Here is a 19,270-nt window from a genome sequence, read left to right on the forward strand (position 1 = left end):
ACTCTTTCAGAATTATACAACTATTTTTTTACGATTCCAATTGATTTTCATCTGTCTCAGCACGATTGATGATATTGTCTGGTAATGCTTTTTTAGCTTTGGCTCCCATTTTTTTCAAACGTTCCACACTGCTTATTAAGTTTCCTTTACCTTCTACTAGTTTATTCATTGCGCCAGCATATTCGACTTTACTTTCGTCAATTTTCTTTCCAATTTTAATTAAATCGGCTACGAAACCTTCAAATTTATCATACAAAGCTCCTGCTTGGCGCGCAATTTCTAACGCATTTTCTTGTTGTTTTTGATTGGTCCACATACTATCAATAGTTCGTAAGGTAGCTAATAAAGTAGCTGGAGTTACGATGACAATATTTTTTTCAAAAGCCTTGTTGTACAATGAAGTGTCTTCGTTTAATGCCATAGCAAATGCCGGTTCGATTGGAATAAATAACAACACAAAATCAGGACTTTCAATTTGGTACAAGTCTTGGTAGTTTTTGTTCCCCAATTGTTCTACGTGACGTTTGATCGAGTTGACGTGCTCTTTGAGGTAGTTGGATTTCAATTCTTCGTCTTCCTCATTGATGTATTTTTCGTAAGCGGTCAACGATACTTTTGAATCGACAATCATTTTTTTGCCATCGGGCAAATTAATCACTACGTCTGGAAATACACGATTACCTTCCTCTGTTGTAAATGCTTGTTGCACCTCGTATTCACGACCTTTTTCTAAACCTGATTTTTCTAAAACACGCTCCAATACCAATTCACCCCAATTCCCTTGCATTTTGCTGTCGCCTTTTAATGCTTTGGTCAAGTTAATGGTTTCCTTGCTCATTTGAAGATTCATTTCACGTAACCCCAAAATTTGTTGACGAAGCGCCGCGTGGTAATCGATACTTTCCTTGTGAGTGTCTTCGACTTTCTTTTCGAATAATTGAATTTTATCTTGTAGCGGTGTCAAGATATTTTGCATATTCTCTTTGTTCTGCTCAGTGAACTTATTCGATTTTTCGTCTAATATTTTATTAGCTAAATTCTCGAATTCTTTGGTGAATTTTTCCTGAAGCTGTTCTACTTCTTGTTTTTGTTCTTTATTGCGTTCCCATAGATTTTCAAAATCAACTTCTTTTTTGGACAATTGAATAGCCAAACTGTCCTTCTCTTTCCGAATCACTTCTTTCTCGCTTCTTTCTTTTTCTAGGATTTCTTTCAAGTTCTGAATTTGAGCTTGACTTGCCAATACTTTTTCTTCTAAACTGATTTTTTCAGCCTGCATTTTGGCAGAGAAAATGAGTTTGCCAATGTAAATACCAATGGCTAATGCGATTATAAAACTGAATAAAACAGGAAGTATAGCTGTCATAAAAAGGATGAATTTAGTAAGTAGTAAAAGTAGGGAATTCTCTGAATTTGCTGCTTTAAAATAATTATTTTTTCTTCAATAATAATGTACTTTTGCTACAAATTGAAACCATATGTCGCATCAGCATTTTATTATTCATAAACCCTACGGCTATTTGAGCCAGTTTGTGTATGAATTAAAAAGAAAGAAACGACTTTTGGGAGAGTTATACCCATTTCCAAAAGGCACAATGGCTATCGGTCGTTTGGATGAAGATTCGGAAGGTTTATTATTGTTGACTACGGACGGCATGATGAGCGAAATCGTTCGTAGCAAGAAAGTGGAAAAAGAATATTATGTGCAAGTAGATGGTGTAATTCATCAAGAAGCGGTGGAACAATTGCAAAAAGGTGTTGAAATAGGATTTAACGGTAAAAAATACATCACTAAACCCTGCAAAGCCTATTTAATTGATGAAGTTCCTGCTTTTGGCGTAAGAGGAAAAAAAATTCGAGATGAACGTCACGGACCTACTTCTTGGGTTTCCATTACAATTAATGAAGGGAAGTTCAGACAGGTTCGTAAAATGACTGCTTGTGTAGGTTTTCCTACTTTGCGTTTAATACGTGTTCGTGTGGGAAATGTACATTTGAATGATTTACAAGCAGGCGAAGTTATTGAAGTAGCTGATTTTCAAATAGAAAATAAATAAAGATATGTTAAACATCGTATTGGTAGAACCAGAAATACCAAATAATACTGGCAATATTGGCCGACTTTGTGTTGGAACAGAAAGTAAATTACATTTGATTCATCCCTTTGGATTTGTAATCAATGACAAGAATTTAAAACGTTCGGGTTTGGATTATTGGGTCCATTTGGATGTCACTGAATATCAAAATGTAGACGAATGGCTGAATCAAATTCCAGATCGTTCTCGAGTATTTTTGATGAGTGCTCGTGCTTCAAAATCATATTTGGAAACTCAATTTCAAGATGGAGATTGGTTAGTGTTTGGTAAAGAAAGTGTGGGTTTAAGCGAAGAAGTTTTAAATCTGTTTGATAATCATTTAACCATTCCAATGTCATCATTAATTCGAAGTTTTAACGTCGCTAATTCGGTGGCTTTTGTTATTGGCGAAGCCAAAAGACAAATCGGTTTGAAGTCTTAAAATTATTATCCTTTGATAACGAATTTTCCTTTTTCGGCGTCAAAAAGAATATGTTCATCCTGAAATAAGGTATTGAAACTTCCTTTCATTATCAAATTACAAGGTTGGTCTTGTACCACTGATTCAGGAGTCATAATAATCATTTCATCGCTCAATTGGATAGCCATATCAATATCGTGAGTAGAAAACAAGATGGACTTTCCAGTTTCTTGAGTCAATTTTTTCAAGAGCTTCAAAAGTGTTACTTTATGTAATAAATCCAAGTGAGTAGTGGGTTCGTCTAAAACAATAAGCGGAGTATCTTGTGCCAATGCTCTTGCAATAAGTACAATTTGCAATTGCCCATCGCTAATTTCATCATGTTTTTTGTCAGCAAGATGAGTAATTTGTGTTAGTTCTAAAGCTTCCTTTACTTTTTCAATATCTTCTGAAGTAAGTTTGCCAATCCAATTCGTATACGGTTGTCTACCTAGAGCAACCAGTTCAAAAACTGTTAAATTACTTGGAGGTAATTTGTCGGTTAGTACCACACTTAAGTGTTGGGCTAAAGTCAAATTATCAATGGAATGAATGTCTTTATTTTCTAAAAGGACTTTCCCAGAAAGAGGTGATTGAATACCAATTAAGGTTCGCAAAAGGGTTGATTTTCCAATACCATTAGCCCCAATCAAAGCGGTTAATTTTCCTTTTTCTAGGGAAACAGAAACTTCTGATGCTACTGTCGTAGTTTCCTTTTTGTTGGAATAGCCTATGCTGATGTTAGAAGCGCTTAAAATAATATTTTTCATTAGTTTTAGAAAGTTTTTTACCACATAGAGACATAGACTTGATAGTTTTATATAGATGGAGTTAGACGTTTCACTCTTCACATAGCTTTGTAGAAAATAGTACTATTTCTATCCATTTTTTCTTTTATTTAATTACTTATGTTTCTATGTGGTAAAATTTAATTAATGCTCATTTACTTTTTTTAATTATCATCAGAAAGTTTTTTACCACATAGAGACATAGACTTGATAGTTTTATGAAGATGGAGTTAGACGTTTCACTCTTCACATAGCTATGTGAGAAATAGTACTATTTCTATCCATTCTTTTCTTTTATTTAATTACCTATGTTTCTATGTGGTTAAATTTAATTTCACATTTTTAAAATTTAGGCAATGTTTTAAAATGTTCGTTAACAAAAGTAATTTGTCCCTCTTTAAAAAGGTTAAAACAATTAAAATTAATTAATATGCCTTTGGGTGAATGTAACAACTTCATATAAGTTAATAACTGCGCCTTATGTACTGCATTTATTTCATTTACTGATTTTAGTTCTACCACCAAGCAATTTTCTACATATAAATCACATTTATAATCGATATTCAACGATTTATTTTTATAGACTACCGGAATATTCATTTCTGTAGAAAAACGTATATTTCTTGTTGATAATTCTTCAATTAAGCAGTGATGATAAATATTTTCGAGCAACCCTCTTCCCATAGTTTTATGAACTTCAATTGCAGCACCTAAAACTTCATAAGTAAGTTCGTCCAAATATTTTTGAGAAATTATTTTAGCATTCTCCATTAGTTCATCATTTTACGTTTGCGGATGAGTAACCAAATTACAATTGGCGCACCTAAAATAGAAGTTATTGCATTGATAGGAATTACAATTGCTGAGTTAGGTAATTGTGAAAGAGTATCACAAATCAACATAATCATAGCGCCAAATAGGACGGTACTCCAAAATAGAATTAGATGATTACTCGTTTGAAAAACTAGTTTAGCGATATGTGGTACAGCCAAACCAACGAAAGCTATTGGTCCAGCAAAAGCAGTGATACTTCCTGCCAAAATACTGGTAGCTAAGATGATTATAAAGCGTGCTTTAGCATAATTCAATCCTAAACTTTTTGCATAATTTTCTCCTAAAAGCAAAGTGTTTAAAGGTTTGATACTAATCAAACTCAATAGTAATCCAATCAATACACAAATAGATAAAATAGCAATTGACGTCCAAGATAAATTGCCTAAAGTTCCTAAAGACCAGAAAGTGAATTTTTGCAATTGCTCAGCCGTACTAAAATAGGTGAGTGTACCCACCAAAGCGTTGGTTAAACTGCCAAACATTAATCCGACAATTAGAATTGCCATAGTGTCTCGCAAACGTTGGGCAACAGCCAAAACGGCTAACAAAACTAGGAAACTACCTAAGCTTGAAGCGATAACTATTCCGTAAGAAGAAAGTACCAATTCACTTGCAAAAGAAGGTAAAAATGCCGAACCTAATATCACTAATGCTACACCTAAACTAGCTCCCGAGCTCAGTCCGAGAACATAAGGCCCTGCTAGCGGATTGCGAAACAAAGTTTGCATTAAAAGGCCGCTAATCGATAATCCCATACCAACAAGGATTGCTACAATCGCTTTGGGTAAGCGGTAATCCATAATGATGTATTCCCAAGAAGATTTACTTGCACCCGAACCAATTAAACTATTACACACCTCTTTTATGGGAATGGCAACGGCACCTACACTAATATCAATTAGAAATAGAAAAACCAATCCTATGCTCAGGAAAATAAAGAGTAACGTATTTCGTTTAGTTGTATTCAAATTAATTTAATTTCTCAAAAAAATACGGATGATGTTTTGGTAGCAGTTCAGGATGAAAAATAGCAATCAAATCTTTCAATACCCAATCCGGTCGGGTAGAAGACCATTCGAAAAACAAAATTCCACCTTTAGCGCCTTTGTGTAAAGCGTACGAATATACTTTTTTATTTTTAAACGCGTCAAATTTCGCATAATGCGGATTGCTGTTATTCATCTCTTTTAGAGAAGTAAAATCACCTGGAGCAATCCAAAATTCTGCTTTTTGTGCTTTTTCGAGAATCGTTTCAAAAGGTAAAGTCAAACTTCCAGTCCCAGTTGTATTAGCCCATAAATAATTGGATTGCGCTTCTTTGAGAAATAAAGCCATCCAACTTTCGCCTTGGGGAACAAACCATTGATCTTGATACATAGCACCACTCAAAACTGTAGGTTTTTGCTTTGCTTTTTGGGCCAAAGCCAAAGTGGTTTGGTATTCTTTTTCGATGGATGAAAAAATTGCCTTGGCTTTGGCATCCAAACCATACAAAGTACCAAAAAACTTGATCCATTCTGCTTTACCTAGCGGAGATTGTTCATTCCAATCTCCATTTAAAAGTACTTTCAAACCACTCTTTTGTAAGTTATCCAAAGTTGGATTGCTGTTATTCAAACCGAAACTCACAATAACCTCCGGAGCCATATCAATCAGTATTTCGGTGTTTAAGGTTTCATTGGTTCCTACTTCTTTCAAAAGTCCAGCGTCAATTCGCTTTCTGGTTTTTGCCGACGAAATAAAATCAGTACTGGGAAAACCTAACAAGGTATTCTCAACGCCTAATAATTCCAATGCTGGAATGTGTGTTGTAGAGGTAACTACTATGGATTGGATGGGAACTGAAATTCGTGTGTATTGTTGTAAACTATCGGGAATACTGCCATTTTTTTCTTGTAAAATATAAGTAAATGGTGTTTTGGCATCAGGCCAAGGACGTGTAATCTTAAGAATAGAATAGCCTTGGTAATGGTATATTTCTAATCCTTTAGCGTGCTGAATTTCATTTTTGGCAGTACTTTTTGAAACTACTGAATTGGCGCTATTTTGTTTGCATCCGCCAAGAAGCAGAATATACAAAAGGAAAATAAATTTTAAAAAAAATGATTTCATCGCTTTGATTACAAGATATGCAAAGGTAGGTGTAAACGGATTTAAAAATCAAATTTAATTTTTTATCCCAATCTTAGTGGTATCTTTGCAATCGTATTGAGGTTGCTTTTTGTTTTTCAAAATAGCATTAAAAGGGAAGTGAGTGATTGAAGATCGCTGATTAACGATTTTAGATAGAATCAACAACATCTGAAATTTAGAATTCAACAATCAAAATTCAAAAATCTTACGCTGTACCCGCAACTGTAAGCTAAAAAGCTTGTTGTTATCTACAAAACCATTGTTCGCTTTGCGAATGAGAAGGTGAACAACAAGACGCAAGCCAGGAGACCTGCCTATTACATCGAGTATCAAACTTTCGGGAAAAAAGGTTTGGGTATGGGTAATTCTATGCTTTTCTCCCCATTATTAGTAAAGTAACAGTTCAGCTGTTGCAAAATGTTTAATGTATAATGAACAAGAAAAACGTTCGGATTAGCGCATTGTTTGCGCTAGTATCTGCTTGTGCTTTTGCGCAAGAAAAAGAAAATGCTAACTCTCAAAACGAGTTACAAGAAGTAGTGGTATCTGATTCTAAATTTGCTTTAGCCAAAGAAAAATCAGGAAAGGTAATTTCAAAAATTACAGCGGATGATTTAAAGAACAGACCGGGTCAAAGTATCGCTGCCGTTTTAAACACCGTTGCGGGACTAGAAATTAATGGCAATCAAAGTGTTGCTGGGAAAAATTTAGGCTATTACATTAGGGGAGGAAAAAACAATCAAGTTTTGATTTTAATTGATGGAATCCCTGTAAACGATGCGTCAGGAATAAATATGGAATATGACTTGCGTTTGTTGCCAGTGGAGCAAGTAGAAAGCATTGAGATTATGAAAGGGGCAGCAAGCACGCTTTATGGTTCTGGTGCTGCTACAGGAGTAATTTCTATTAAATTGAAGAAAGGGAGTAAGAAGTCTATTGCAGGAAATGCCTATCTAAATACTGGAACTAACGCAACAGCATCCTATCAAAGTCAAAAATTAGCTGATTTTAATCAAGGTTTTTCTTTACACGGATCAAGTAAAAAACTTACCTATTTCACTTCTTTAAATAGTACAGAAACAAAAGGAAAGTCTCAAATTGCTCCAACTAATTCGGATGATTTGTATGAAGATGATCCTTTTTCGCGTTTGAATTATTTAGCCAAAGTGGGTTATGCCGTAACCGATAAATTGTCATTTGATTTTTTTGGAAATTACGATCAAATCAAAAATGATTATGATGGCGGTTATGATAATACAGGAATGAGCGATACAGAACTAAATAAAACTAGTTCAAAGCAATTTCGTTTTGGATTTATGCCAAAGTTCCAATATGATAAGGGCGAATTCATTTTGAATTCTAGTTTAAATAGAATTATTCGTTCTTATAACGAGTTTGATCCGTATTCCAATACAGTAGGTTTTTCTGAATATGAATCTCGAACTGTAGTAGTTGATGGATATAATAAATACAAATTTACTCCAACTTTCTATCTAGTTTCGGGTGTTCAATACCAGTTTCATGATGCTAATAGTAGTACTCCATTTGGAAACAGTGCTAGAGAGAATACCAAATTTAATATGATTGATCCCTACCTCACAGGAGTTTTGACAACCGCATCTGGATTTAATTTGAATATTGGGGCTCGATGGAATAGTCATAGTGAGTATGGTAATCAATTAGTCTATAATATCAATCCTTCATTTGATTTTAAGTCTTTTCCGTTTAAGTTAGTAAGTTCCTTTAGTACTGCTTTTGTAACTCCAAGTTTATACCAATTGTATTCTCAATTTGGAAATAGAAATTTGACACCCGAAAAAAACAGCACAGTTGAAGCGGGGTTTGAAACGCATTTAGTAAACAAAAAAATACGATGGAATGTGATTGGATTTTACCGCGAACAAACTAATTCCATTGGGTTTTATTTTAATCCGAGTACTTTTGATTCCAATTATGTAAATATTGTTGGGCTGAATAGAGCCAAAGGAATTGAATCTGAATTCCAATTTATTGTAAGCAACTCCATCACATGGAATTGGAATTATACATTTACTTATGTAGACGAAGCCTTAAATCGATTAATTCCTAAAAACAAAATCAATTCATCATTGGATTTTAAAATCTCAGATCGTTTTTATTGGAACATGAATTACCAATATGTGGATGCTAGAAAAGATGCTTTTTTTGATGGAAATACTTTTGCTTTAGCAAATGTTAATCTAGGTTCATATCAATTGCTACATACTTTAGCTCGATACGAATTAGTGAAAAATAGCTTGTCTGTTTTTGGTTCAGTGAATAATGTATTTAATGTAAATTTTGTAGAAAATATTGGATACAGCACTTTGGGAAGAAATTTCAAAGTAGGTTTCGTATTTAATTTTTAGGGATTAATTTTAATTAATAAAAAAAAGAGGCTTTCTATTTTTTAGAAAGCCTCTTTTGTACTGTATACCTTGCTAGTCTAATGCTTTTTGAAGACCTCTAGGTGCTTTGTCCAAATACATTTGGTTTCCAAATGGATTGCTAGATTTAGAATCTTTAAAAAACTCAAATTCTTTACCTGAACTTTGTGGGGTTAATTTTCCTGTACCTGTAATTTTTGCAATTGCTAGTTTTAGTAAAGGTTCATTTTCATTTCCAAGAATGCCAAATGTACTAATGGTTTCTTTTAACTCATGTGTTGGTGCTAAGCCATTAAAATAATCGCCAAAACCTGCTGAGTTAACAATTTTTAATACTATAGGTTGCATGGCGTATTTGTGTTTTGGGTTTTTATTTTTTTCTGTAAAATCTGGAGAATCATATAAAGTTACCGATCCAACATTTTTACCTGTAGTTGCATCTCCAATTTGTACGACATTTATATGAGGTTTTAAACCATTAATTACAAGTTCACTCGCAGAAGCGGACGATTTAGTAGTTAGAATATATACTTTTGTCATATTCACACTGTTAATAGGAGTAGAGCCAATTTTATCTGTAAAGAAATTACTTAATCCATCTGGGTCATTTTTTTCAAAATAGTCGTTAATTTTAGGATTCCACTGTTGTTTTGCAAATACTTTACCTGTAAATTGCCCTGTAATCATACTGGCTAAATAGGTTGCAGTACGAACAGATCCTCCACTATTGTAGCGTAAATCCAGTACTAAATCTGTAATTCCTTGGGATTTGAATTCTCCGAATACAGTATTCAATTGTGAATCAAAATCAGCATAGAACCCATTGTACATTAAATAACCAATTTTTTTAGTTCCTACCGAAATTACTTTTTTGACTAAAATCGGATTTTCAGTTAATGTAGTTTTTGTTAGTGATATAGTTTTGCCATTTGAAACAACAGTTGTTCCGTTAAATTCAGCCATATTTAAAACATAATTCTCATTTGAACCAAATAACAAACTTTGGTAATTAGCTGTCGTTAATGGAGTACCATTAACGGCAGTAAACATATCACCTCTTTTTATATCTTTATTTGAAGCATCTGAACCTTGAATGATATATCGAACAAAGCCAAATAACTCTGTAGTACTATTAGGTTTATAACTCAAGCCAAATTCTACACCATTGTTTTTTGATGTTCCTTGAAGCGATTGTTCTAAAGTAACATAATCATCTACCATCCAACTAAATCGATCAATAGTAGGGCTCACTCGCAGTGCATCAAACAATTCTTCGGGTACTTTGTAATTGCTTAAAAATGCATCACGCTCCGATTGAGTTCTGAATCGGTTGTCAGCTAAATTAGGTACATCTGGTTGCCATAGATAGTATTGATTTAATCCTTTCCAAATAAAATTTTGAATAGAAACATCTTCTGGGGTACTAATTATTTCGTCATCTGCATCTTTTTGACAACTTTGAAATACAAAGAATGAAATAAATACTAAAATCGAAAGCTGAATAATTTTTTTCATAGTATGCTCGTGTAATTTGGGTTTGTCAAGTAAAAATACAAACTTTTGTTTTAGTTAGAACAAAAAAGTAGCGTATTATGTTTATTAAAATAACTTTTATCAATACATTTATGCGACTATTATAAAAGTAAGTAAATTATGAAAAAATATATTGTTTCAATAATTCTTTTGGTATTGGCAAGCCCAGTTTTTTCGCAATCCGTTTTTGATCAATTTGAAGGAATTGAAAGTGTTAGCGCAATCAATATTAATAAGAAAATGTTTGAGCTAATGAGTAAAGTTAAATTAGATACATCTGATAAAGAAACTTTACAATACATGAGCTTAATTAAAAAGATAGATAATCTTAAGGTATATCGAACACAAAATGAACGAATTGCTATGCAAATGAGACTTACTTCTGAAAAATATACTAAAGCAATAGGATTGAGTGAGCTAATGGCAATAAATGACGGAGGTAAATTGGTTCGAATCCACTCTAAGCAGGGTAGTAGTGAAACTCAATTAAAAGAGTTATTACTATTTATTGAAGATCCAAAAACGAAAGAAACGGTTTTAATGTCAATAATTGGTGATTTTGATTTGAATGAAGTGCCTGCTTTAACCGATAAAATGAAAATTCCCGGAAGTGCCGAATTGAGAAAGGCGGGTAAAAAATAATTCAAGTAATCAATAGGGATTGACTACGTCTTTCCCAACAAAGCTCCGCTTTGAAAAACAAAAAGAATAAAAATAATTTTAAGCATTCACATGGGATTGACTACGTCTTTCCCAATAAAGCTCCGCTTTGAAAAACAAAACGCATAAAAAATAATTTCAAGCAAGCTTGATTATTTTTTATGCGTTTTGTTTTATTCGTGACCACGGTGGGATTTGAACCCACACGCCCTTACGAGCACCACCCCCTCAAGATGGCAAGTCTACCGTTTCTCCACGTGGCCAAAAAATGAAAAAAGGTCATTCGATAATCGAACAACCTTTTGTGACCCGACTGGGGCTCGAACCCAGGACCCCATCATTAAAAGTGATGTGCTCTACCAACTGAGCTATCGAGTCGTTGACTCAAGAAATGAAATGTATTACTATTTGTGACCCGACTGGGGCTCGAACCCAGGACCCCATCATTAAAAGTGATGTGCTCTACCAACTGAGCTATCGAGTCATTTTCATTTCTTGAATGCGGGTGCAAATATAAGGCCTTATTTTTGATATTTCAAAGCTATTTTATTTTAAATTTGTCTTTTTTAAACAAAAGTCTTTAACGCCTTAATTAGTAAGGTTTTATTCCAATGAAAAAAATAATTATATTAGGATATATGGGGTGTGGCAAATCTACTATTGCCAAAAAACTTTCCAGTTTGATGAAGGTTCCCTATATCGATCTTGACGAGAGCATCGAGAATAAAACCAATTTAACCATCAATCAAATCTTTGAAATGTATGGAGAAATTTATTTCAGGAAGTTAGAACACGAAGTTTTTGTCGAACTTTTGGCTTCGTCTGAAAAACAGATTATCGGTTTAGGAGGAGGAACTCCCTGTTATGCAAATAATCATGAATTATTGAATGGAGATGGGGTTACTTCTATATATTTAAAAGCTTCGGTTGATACTCTTTTTCAAAGATTAGTAAATAATAAAACTAAGCGTCCAATTATTGCTAACAAATCAGATGAAGAATTGAAAGAATTTATCGCTAAACATTTGTTTGACCGCAATTATTATTACCACCAGGCTCAATTCAAAGTAAACGTTGATGGTAAAACTATCGATGAAACAGTTGAAGATATTAAATCAATATTAGCTTAAATAAGCTGAATCTTGACCATTGTCATCAAAAACTACATTCACATGTTCTAAAAGTGATGTAGATAATGATATTCCCTTAAAGTCTGCTTTTACAGGATATTTTTTATGATTTCGATCTACTAAAACAGCCGTTTTAAATTTAGTTAGCGGTACATCCAGAAAATGTCTTACCGCATAAATTAGAGTAGTACCTGAGTTGAGTACATCATCTACCAAGATTAATCCTTTGTTTTCATATTGTTCTTTAGGAATAGATGTTTGTACATCAGATTCGGGATGTTGTTTGTCTATAATAACCTCACAAAGTAGAATATTCAAGTTGGCAATATCTTTTAAGGAAGCCGCAATTTTTTCGGCAAAAATAAAACCATTACTTGCTATTCCTGCAATTACAATTTCTTCTTCATCAACAAATGTTTCGTAGATCTGGTAGGCTATTCGTTTAATTTTATGTTCAATTTCTTGATGCGTTAAAATAGTATTCTTGCTCATGGTATAAATTTAATATGTCAAATATTATAAAGTGGTATCGTATAAATCTTCTGGAATTTCGTTTCCGTATTCATCAATATCTCTACGATCTTTTTTTGTAGGTCTTCCAGTCCCTGATTTTCTATAATGCTCTTTGGATAATTTTAATAATTCTAAATGGGCGAAAGCTTCTGGAGGAGTGTCATTTCTTCGATACAAATCGACTAATTTTGCTCCGATTCGGCTTTCTGGAATATCCAAAACAGTGATTATTTGAGTTATTTGGTCTTTTCTAAATGTAATTTTATCGGTAGGGAAAACCTCTCTTGAAGGCTTGGCAATTTGGCCATTTACAGTTACATGGTTTTTTTTACAAGCCTCAGTAACCATGTTTCTGGTCTTGTAATAACGCACACACCATAAATATTTATCTATTCGCATAAATTTTCTAAAATCGGAGTTAAATAGTTTACAAAAATAAATCAATATTGTATCTTGCGCATCTAAAAATTCGCCATAATGAACAAATTTAAGTATTATTTTATTGTATTAGTTACAACCATTTCATTTTTTTCATGTTCTAAAGACAATCCTGCTGAAATTGTTCCACTTAGAGAATATTCGATTCAATATACTACAGATATAGCTACAATTGAAGAGTATCTTAAATCGTATTACATTACAGTTACTAACAGACCTGGTTTTAATGATGATCAAGATGTGGTTTTTACTAAGATACCAACCGGAGGTAATCAACGATCCATGTGGTCTTATTTAAATGCAACTTCTTTTCCAAAGTTATTATCTAGAGATGTAAATTTTCATGGCATTACTTATAAAATTTACTACCTAGTTTTAAGAGAAGGTACGGGTGAAAAACCATCTAATGTAGATGGAGTTTTAGCTGCATACAGGGGTGACTATTTAACGCAAGTTGCGGCAACAACCACAACAGCTGCTGAATTAAGAGTTACTCAATTTGAAGAGTCTAAATTTCCTCAGAGTTTTTTCAGCTTGTTAAATACCATTACAGGTTGGGGTGAAATATTCCCACAATTTAGAAAAGGTACTTATACTACGAATGCAGACGGAACTATATCCTATTCTAATTTTGGAGCTGGAGTAATGTTTCTTCCTTCAGGCTTAGCCTATTTTGCATCAGGAAGCGGAAGTATACCTTCTTATTCTCCATTAGTGTTTAGCTTTAAATTATACGAAATTCAAAGAGCAGATCAAGATGGCGATGGAATTCCTTCTTATTTAGAAGATCTGAATGGAGACGGATATATGTACGATTTTAGAAATAAAGTTAGTTATCCAATTACACCAACCGTTAATCCTGATGATACAGATGGTGATGGATTCCCAAATCATTTAGATGTTGATGATGACGGAGATAATTTCACAACTCGTTTGGAATTAACTTATAAAGATTCTAATGGGCTGAATCAATTGTATACTTTTGATAACATCCCTGATTGTAGCGGAAACACCACTAACAGTCAGCGAATTAAGAAGCACTTAGATAAAAATTGTAAATAATATATTGTTTAAAAAAAATCCCAATTTTCATTGGGATTTTTTTTTAAACTTCTTTTAAATATTTGTTAGGTTCAAAGCCAAATAAACGGTGTTCTTTAATAATTTCAGATACTCCTTTTGGTAGCATTTCTTCCCAGCCTTCTTTTCCTTGACTGATCATTTTTAGAACTTCTCGTGAGAACACTTCTAATATATCTGGATTGTAATCTTCAATGTCAATTACTTTTCCATTGAATTTAAAGAATTTGTACAATTCTTTCATTCGAGGATGTACTTTTAAGTTTTCTGAAGTTATGATTTCTCCATTTTCACCTATCATTGGATACAAGAAGACTTTCATGTCTCGATAGAATAATTTTCCAAATGCCTCAAGAATTCCACCACTTAAGTGGCGATAGTATTTTTCATCAAAAATATCTACTAAGTTATTTACTCCCATAGCTAATCCCATACGGGCTTTGGTATAGTTAGCAAAATATTCTACTACTTTATAATATTCTTGAAAATTTGAAATCATTACAGTTTGTCCCAGAGAACATAGTAATTCAGCACGATCCATGAAATCTCTTTCGTCAATTTCTCCGTCTGAGCGAAGATTCGATAAAGTAATTTCAAAAATGACTAACGTATTGTCTTTTTCGACTTTATTTTCATCTAAAAACATTTTTAGAGATTTCTCATACATGTCCATGTTTACCTTAGTTACTGGACGAAAACTTCCTCTAAAAGCTAGTATGTTTTTCTTGTATAATATGGAGGCAGGTAAAATGTTTTTTCCTTCAGGATTGAACATTACGGCATCTGTCATGCCATTTTTAACCAATTGTAAACTCATTAGACGGTTATCTACATCTGCAAAACGAGGTCCTGAGAAGTTGATGGTGTCAATCTCTAATTGGTCTTTATCTAAATGATCATACAAATAGCGCAATAATTTTTTAGGATCATTGTATTTGTAATAGGCTCCATAAATTAAATTAACACCAAGAATACCTAAGGTTTCTTGTTGTAATCTTGAATCAGTTTCCTTGAAACGAATGTGAAGAATGATTTCGTTGTAAGCTTCGTCAGGTTCAATTTGGAAACTAATTCCAACCCATCCATGCCCCTTAAATTGTTTTGCAAAATCGATTGTTGCTACAGTATTCGCATAACTAAAAAACATTTTGTTAGGATGTTTGTCTCTGCTCAACCTTTTTTCGATCAAATTAACCTCATGAGAAAGCATCTTTTTTAATCGACTTTCGGTAACATAACGGCCATCTTCTTCTATTCCATAGACAGCATCACTAAAGTCTTTATCATAGGCCGACATTGCTTTTGCTATAGTTCCAGACGATCCACCAGCTCTAAAAAAGTGTCTTACTGTTTCTTGTCCAGCTCCAATTTCAGCAAATGTTCCATAAATATTTTCATTTAAGTTGATACGAAGCGCTTTGTCCTTTATTGAAGGAATTTGCTCTATAGCTTTATCGCCTTTTAATTTTATCTTTTTGCTGTACATCTTTAGTATATGAATGCTTATTAGTTACAAAGTTAATAAATTAGCAGTTTGTGTAAAGAATATTAACCTTATTTTTGTAAAAAAATAACATTTTGTCGATAAAATTATGAAAACAACAATTTTCTTGGAATGAAATGTAGAATCACTAGTTTTCGATATGGTTTTTTTTATTTTTGTTAGTATTTTAATTTCAACACCTTCTATTTTTTGAAAGTTTATTTTTTAGGCACTGGAACATCTCAAGGCATTCCTGTTATAGGGAGTGATCATCCTGTGTGCAAAAGTACTGATTCAAAAGACAAACGTTTGCGAGTATCGGTTTGGCTGTCTTGGGAGGATTATTCCTTTGTTTTGGATTGTGGACCTGATTTTAGGCAACAAATGTTGGCTTCGAATTGCCAAAAAGTTGACGGAATTTTATTCACCCACGAACATGCTGATCATACTGCAGGAATTGATGACATCAGGCCATTTAATTTTCGTCAAGGACCCCTACCTTTTTTTGCTCATTCTCGAGTAATTCAAAATTTAAAGAAACGCTTTGACTATGTATTTGAAACAGTCAATAAGTATCCTGGCGCTCCATCGGTAACTACTCAGGAGGTTGTTAATAATGTCCCTTTTGCTATTGGAAATAAAATGGTTACTCCAATTGATGTTTTGCACGGAGATTTACAGGTGTTTGGTTATCGCGTGGAGGATTTTGCTTATTTAACTGATGTGAAAACCATTCAAGAATCAGAGATTGAAAAATTAAGAGGACTCAAAGTGCTTGTAATAAATGCATTACGTGAGGAGCCACATCAAACTCATTTTAATTTGAAAGAAGCTTTGGATTTCATAACTTTGATTCAACCTGAAAAAACCTATTTGACGCACATTAGTCATCTTTTAGGTTTTCACGAAGAAGTTCAAAAAAAGCTTCCTGAAAATGTTTTTCTGGCTTACGATAATTTAGAAATTACTATATAATACCTACTATGAAACGATCTTTATTACTTTATTTAACAATACTTTTTGCTTTGACAACCTTGTTTACCTATGCATTTTTAAATAGTGAAGTACAATTTGAACAAAAGCGTTTTGAGAAAACCACTACAAAGTTGAGAGATAGTTTGACAGCTGTTTCAAATAAATTAGCTGATGCCAACTATTTTTCTTTAGAAAAAAATGAAAATGCTCAAAATTATTTTGATTCTCAAAACTCAAATAAGACGATTCAATACGAGAAGCTAATTCCAGTAGTTACAGAAAAGTTATTGGATTACAATTCCAATCCTAAAGGAAACCCATACACAGGTCAAGATCAAATTGGTGCGAATAAATTCATCATCAATAAAGTAAAAATACTAAATCACAGATGGATTATCGCAGATTTTAGTGATGGCGAAATATGGGGTGAAGTTTTATTGAAGTATTTTGTTAATGATGATGAAACCATTTCGTTTGAAGTAAATCAATCTCTTTTGTATCAAAAATAATTAGGTTCTTTACGAATGCTCTTGTAGCCAATTCTTGAAATCAAAAAATACCTGAGGAGAGATACCGTGTCCAATTGGATATTCTTTGTAGGTATGTACTATTCCTTTTTGTGTTAAAAAAGCATCGGATTTTCTCGCCCAATCAATAGGGATTACTTGGTCAACTGTACCATGTGAGGCAAAAATTCCTAAATCGGAAAAATCATTGTTTTCAAAACCTTCTTTTAAAATGGGTTCGCTTACATAGCCACTCAGTCCAATTACATTTTTGATTTTGCTTGGATTTGAAAGGGCTACACCATAACTTAAGATTGCTCCTTGGCTAAAGCCAAGTAAGTTTATATTTTTCGGGTTGATTGGATAGTTCTCAATTAGTTCATCGATAAACGTTCCTATCAAATCTCTTGAAACTTTAGCTTGTTCGTAGTCGGAGAATTTATTTTCGTCGGCATCAAAATTAATCGCATACCAAGCATAGCTTCCGTATTGTAAGTCGTAAGGAGCACGAGCTGCTATCACATAATACTCTTCAGGAAGTTCAGATGCAAAAGAAAATAAATCTGCTTCATTACTGCCGTATCCGTGCAATAAAAGTAAAAGTGGATTGAAATCTTTTTTTATTTTTGGTTCTCTGATGAGGTATTCTAAAGATAAATTCATGGTTTATGAAATATTTGATAGCCCCTTTTGGAAATAGTTTCCTAGAAGAGGAATTGGTTTAGTTTCTCCTTTTATAGCTGTAAAAATACCATAAGTCCATAAAACAGAAATGAAAATCCACATGGGAAATGAAATTAACAAGCTATCAAAATTGCTGATAATTAAACCTAAAGAAATAAAAGTCAAAGTTAATCCTAATCCTTGACGAATATGAAATGAAGCAAATGGATTTTTAGTATCCGCATTCATTGACATAGCTATGAATACCCCAATTCCTAAAATATAACTCGTTATGGCAGTTGCTTTACCTGCTTCAATGGTCTCTTTATTCATGATTTATTGATTTAGAATCAGTTGATTTTGATTCAGAATTCCATATACTTCTCCTTTAATTTCGGAACCAATAAAAGCTGAGTTCTTTGATTTTGAAAGGATTTTATCCGAAGTAAATGTACTTTTTCCATCAGGATTGAATAAGCATAAATTAGCTGGAGTACCTTCGATTATAGATGGTGTTTTTAACCCGAATAATGCTCTTCCAGAAGTTAGTTTTTCAACAACGGTCTCTACAGGAAGAACAGTAAGTAATGCCCCAAATGCGCTTTCAAGTCCAATGGTTCCGTTTTTTGCTGTATCAAAATCCATTTTTTTATGTTCGATATCAATTGGGTTGTGGTCTGATGTTATGGTATCGATAATTCCATTTTTAACACCTTCAATCAAAGCCAATCGGTCTGCTTCAGAACGTAATGGAGGTGTCACTTTATAGCGAGTATCAAATTCTTCCAATTTTTCATCATTCAAAACTAAATTATGCACCGCAACACTACAACTTACTTGTAATCCTTTTGCTTTTGCTTCTTGAATTAAAGTAACTGATTTTGCTGTAGAGATGGTTGGAATATGTAATTTTCCTCCAGTGTATTCTAACAAGAATAAGTTTCTTGCAACCTCTATTTCTTCGGCTAAATTCGGAATTCCTTTAAGCCCCAACCGTGTTGATACTATTCCTTCGTTAGCCACTCCATTCCCTTTGATTTTATCATCTTGGGCAAATGCTATAACTAAACCATCAAAGTCTTGGGTGTATTGCATGGCAATTTTTAATAAATTGGCATTTGACAAACTACGATTGTAATCTCCAAAAGCTATCGCTCCTGCATTTTTCATATCGTATAGTTCGGCCATATCTTTTCCTTCGCTCTCTTTGGTTAAGGCACCAATTGGGAACAATTCGGTTGCTGCTTCTTGAGCTTTACTTTTTACGAAAAGAACTTGCGATTGATTGTCAATAATAGGGTGGGAGTTTGGTTGTAAAGCAATTCCGCTGAAACCACTTTTTGCAGCAACCTCTAATCCGTTTTTTATGGTTTCTCTATCTTCATAACCAGGTTCCCCTAGAGATACACTACTGTCAAACCATCCAACGGATATATGTAAGTTATCTCGCTTTATTTCGTTGTAATTTTCAGAATTTGATAGTGTTGAATCAATTTTTGAAATACATCCATCGGCAATTAAAATATCTACAGTCTTGTTATGATAAGGACTTTTTGGATCTATAATTTTTGCACTTCGGATGATTGTTTTCATA

20 protein-coding genes, 3 tRNA genes and 1 riboswitch are annotated in these 19,270 nt (G+C 33.3%); of the genes, 8 read left to right on the forward strand and 15 right to left on the reverse strand.

From position 1 onward, the window contains the following. Window positions 1-28 precede the first annotated feature (28 nt). A complete protein-coding gene (locus LPC23_RS05985) occupies window positions 29-1,366 on the reverse strand; it encodes a DNA recombination protein RmuC (protein WP_229328847.1) in 1,338 nt (445 codons plus the stop codon). 112 nt (window positions 1,367-1,478) lie between these two features. Here LPC23_RS05985 and LPC23_RS05990 point away from each other — a divergent pair, with 112 nt between their 5' ends. Continuing rightward, on the forward strand, window positions 1,479-2,057 hold the full coding sequence (locus LPC23_RS05990; protein ID WP_229328849.1) for a pseudouridine synthase: 579 nt from the start codon (window positions 1,479-1,481) through the stop codon (window positions 2,055-2,057). Between the two features lie 4 nt (window positions 2,058-2,061). Beyond that, window positions 2,062-2,517 (forward strand): tRNA (cytidine(34)-2'-O)-methyltransferase, encoded by a 456-nt coding sequence (locus tag LPC23_RS05995; RefSeq protein ID WP_229328851.1) that lies wholly within the window; start codon window positions 2,062-2,064, stop codon window positions 2,515-2,517. A gap of 5 nt (window positions 2,518-2,522) precedes the next feature. Here the strand turns inward: LPC23_RS05995 and LPC23_RS06000 are convergent, their stop codons facing one another. From LPC23_RS06000 to LPC23_RS06015, 4 genes are all read right to left on the reverse strand, one after another. Continuing rightward, a complete protein-coding gene (locus LPC23_RS06000) occupies window positions 2,523-3,305 on the reverse strand; it encodes an ABC transporter ATP-binding protein (protein ID WP_229328853.1) in 783 nt (260 codons plus the stop codon). 360 nt (window positions 3,306-3,665) lie between these two features. Further along, window positions 3,666-4,094 (reverse strand): GxxExxY protein, encoded by a 429-nt coding sequence (locus LPC23_RS06005; protein WP_229328854.1) that lies wholly within the window; start codon window positions 4,092-4,094, stop codon window positions 3,666-3,668. Next, entirely contained in the window at window positions 4,094-5,125 is a 1,032-nt protein-coding gene (locus LPC23_RS06010; protein ID WP_229328856.1) for an iron ABC transporter permease, read from the reverse strand. The genes LPC23_RS06005 and LPC23_RS06010 overlap by 1 nt, the downstream gene beginning before the upstream one ends. 1 nt (window position 5,126) lies before the next feature. After that, a complete protein-coding gene (locus tag LPC23_RS06015; protein WP_229328858.1) occupies window positions 5,127-6,269 on the reverse strand; it encodes an ABC transporter substrate-binding protein in 1,143 nt (380 codons plus the stop codon). A gap of 80 nt (window positions 6,270-6,349) precedes the next feature. Then, window positions 6,350-6,622, forward strand: a riboswitch (cobalamin riboswitch). Window positions 6,623-6,721: 99 nt separating this feature from the next. Here LPC23_RS06015 and LPC23_RS06020 point away from each other — a divergent pair. Further along, window positions 6,722-8,677, forward strand: coding sequence for a TonB-dependent receptor plug domain-containing protein (locus tag LPC23_RS06020; protein ID WP_229328860.1), 1,956 nt, complete (start codon window positions 6,722-6,724; stop codon window positions 8,675-8,677). Window positions 8,678-8,749: 72 nt separating this feature from the next. Here the strand turns inward: LPC23_RS06020 and LPC23_RS06025 are convergent, their stop codons facing one another. After that, window positions 8,750-10,210, reverse strand: a complete 1,461-nt coding sequence (locus LPC23_RS06025; protein ID WP_229328862.1) for a S41 family peptidase — start codon at window positions 10,208-10,210, stop codon at window positions 8,750-8,752. Window positions 10,211-10,348: 138 nt separating this feature from the next. Between LPC23_RS06025 and LPC23_RS06030 the strand changes: the two genes are divergently transcribed. Next, the gene (locus LPC23_RS06030; protein WP_229328864.1) at window positions 10,349-10,870 is read left to right on the forward strand and encodes a DUF4252 domain-containing protein; all 522 of its coding nucleotides are present in this window, start codon (window positions 10,349-10,351) and stop codon (window positions 10,868-10,870) included. 198 nt (window positions 10,871-11,068) lie between these two features. On the opposite strand, the gene LPC23_RS06035 is transcribed toward LPC23_RS06030, so the two are convergent. The 3 genes from LPC23_RS06035 to LPC23_RS06045 all read right to left on the reverse strand — a co-directional run bounded on the left by LPC23_RS06035 (window position 11,069) and on the right by LPC23_RS06045 (window position 11,372). After that, window positions 11,069-11,151, reverse strand: a tRNA-Leu gene (locus LPC23_RS06035). A 42-nt stretch (window positions 11,152-11,193) separates the two neighbouring features. After that, window positions 11,194-11,266: transfer RNA gene (locus LPC23_RS06040), tRNA-Lys, on the reverse strand. A gap of 33 nt (window positions 11,267-11,299) precedes the next feature. Next, window positions 11,300-11,372, reverse strand: a tRNA-Lys gene (locus tag LPC23_RS06045). Between the two features lie 127 nt (window positions 11,373-11,499). Between LPC23_RS06045 and LPC23_RS06050 the strand changes: the two genes are divergently transcribed. Next, a complete protein-coding gene (locus LPC23_RS06050) occupies window positions 11,500-12,018 on the forward strand; it encodes a shikimate kinase (protein ID WP_229328866.1) in 519 nt (172 codons plus the stop codon). On the opposite strand, the gene LPC23_RS06055 is transcribed toward LPC23_RS06050, so the two are convergent. Both LPC23_RS06055 and LPC23_RS06060 read right to left on the reverse strand, forming a co-directional pair. Beyond that, on the reverse strand, window positions 12,010-12,510 hold the full coding sequence (locus tag LPC23_RS06055) for a phosphoribosyltransferase family protein (protein WP_229328868.1): 501 nt from the start codon (window positions 12,508-12,510) through the stop codon (window positions 12,010-12,012). The two genes, LPC23_RS06050 and LPC23_RS06055, sit on opposite strands and share 9 nt — an antisense overlap. 24 nt (window positions 12,511-12,534) lie before the next feature. Further along, window positions 12,535-12,930, reverse strand: coding sequence for an RNA-binding S4 domain-containing protein (locus LPC23_RS06060; protein WP_229328870.1), 396 nt, complete (start codon window positions 12,928-12,930; stop codon window positions 12,535-12,537). A gap of 78 nt (window positions 12,931-13,008) precedes the next feature. Between LPC23_RS06060 and LPC23_RS06065 the strand changes: the two genes are divergently transcribed. Beyond that, the gene (locus LPC23_RS06065) at window positions 13,009-14,031 is read left to right on the forward strand and encodes a BamM family beta-barrel-assembly machinery protein (RefSeq protein WP_229328872.1); all 1,023 of its coding nucleotides are present in this window, start codon (window positions 13,009-13,011) and stop codon (window positions 14,029-14,031) included. 43 nt (window positions 14,032-14,074) lie between these two features. On the opposite strand, the gene LPC23_RS06070 is transcribed toward LPC23_RS06065, so the two are convergent. Then, on the reverse strand, window positions 14,075-15,535 hold the full coding sequence (locus tag LPC23_RS06070; protein ID WP_229323603.1) for a TonB-dependent receptor: 1,461 nt from the start codon (window positions 15,533-15,535) through the stop codon (window positions 14,075-14,077). A gap of 207 nt (window positions 15,536-15,742) precedes the next feature. Between LPC23_RS06070 and LPC23_RS06075 the strand changes: the two genes are divergently transcribed. Then, window positions 15,743-16,507: an MBL fold metallo-hydrolase gene (locus LPC23_RS06075; protein WP_229328874.1), complete on the forward strand. Its 765-nt coding sequence runs from the start codon at window positions 15,743-15,745 to the stop codon at window positions 16,505-16,507. An 8-nt stretch (window positions 16,508-16,515) separates the two neighbouring features. Further along, on the forward strand, window positions 16,516-17,016 hold the full coding sequence (locus tag LPC23_RS06080) for a hypothetical protein (protein ID WP_229328876.1): 501 nt from the start codon (window positions 16,516-16,518) through the stop codon (window positions 17,014-17,016). 9 nt (window positions 17,017-17,025) lie between these two features. Here LPC23_RS06080 and LPC23_RS06085 read toward each other — a convergent pair whose 3' ends face one another. From LPC23_RS06085 to LPC23_RS06095, 3 genes are read right to left on the reverse strand one after another with little or no spacing between them, the layout of a single operon-like run. Further along, window positions 17,026-17,676: an alpha/beta hydrolase gene (locus tag LPC23_RS06085; protein ID WP_229328877.1), complete on the reverse strand. Its 651-nt coding sequence runs from the start codon at window positions 17,674-17,676 to the stop codon at window positions 17,026-17,028. 3 nt (window positions 17,677-17,679) lie between these two features. Further along, complete coding sequence (locus tag LPC23_RS06090; RefSeq protein ID WP_229323611.1) at window positions 17,680-18,009, reverse strand: hypothetical protein; 330 nt, start codon at window positions 18,007-18,009, stop codon at window positions 17,680-17,682. A gap of 3 nt (window positions 18,010-18,012) precedes the next feature. Then, entirely contained in the window at window positions 18,013-19,269 is a 1,257-nt protein-coding gene (locus LPC23_RS06095; RefSeq protein WP_229328878.1) for a dihydroorotase, read from the reverse strand. Between the last annotated feature and the right edge of the window lies 1 nt (window position 19,270).

Source organism: Flavobacterium ammonificans (genome assembly GCF_020885975.1).
Lineage (GTDB): Bacteria > Bacteroidota > Bacteroidia > Flavobacteriales > Flavobacteriaceae > Flavobacterium > Flavobacterium ammonificans.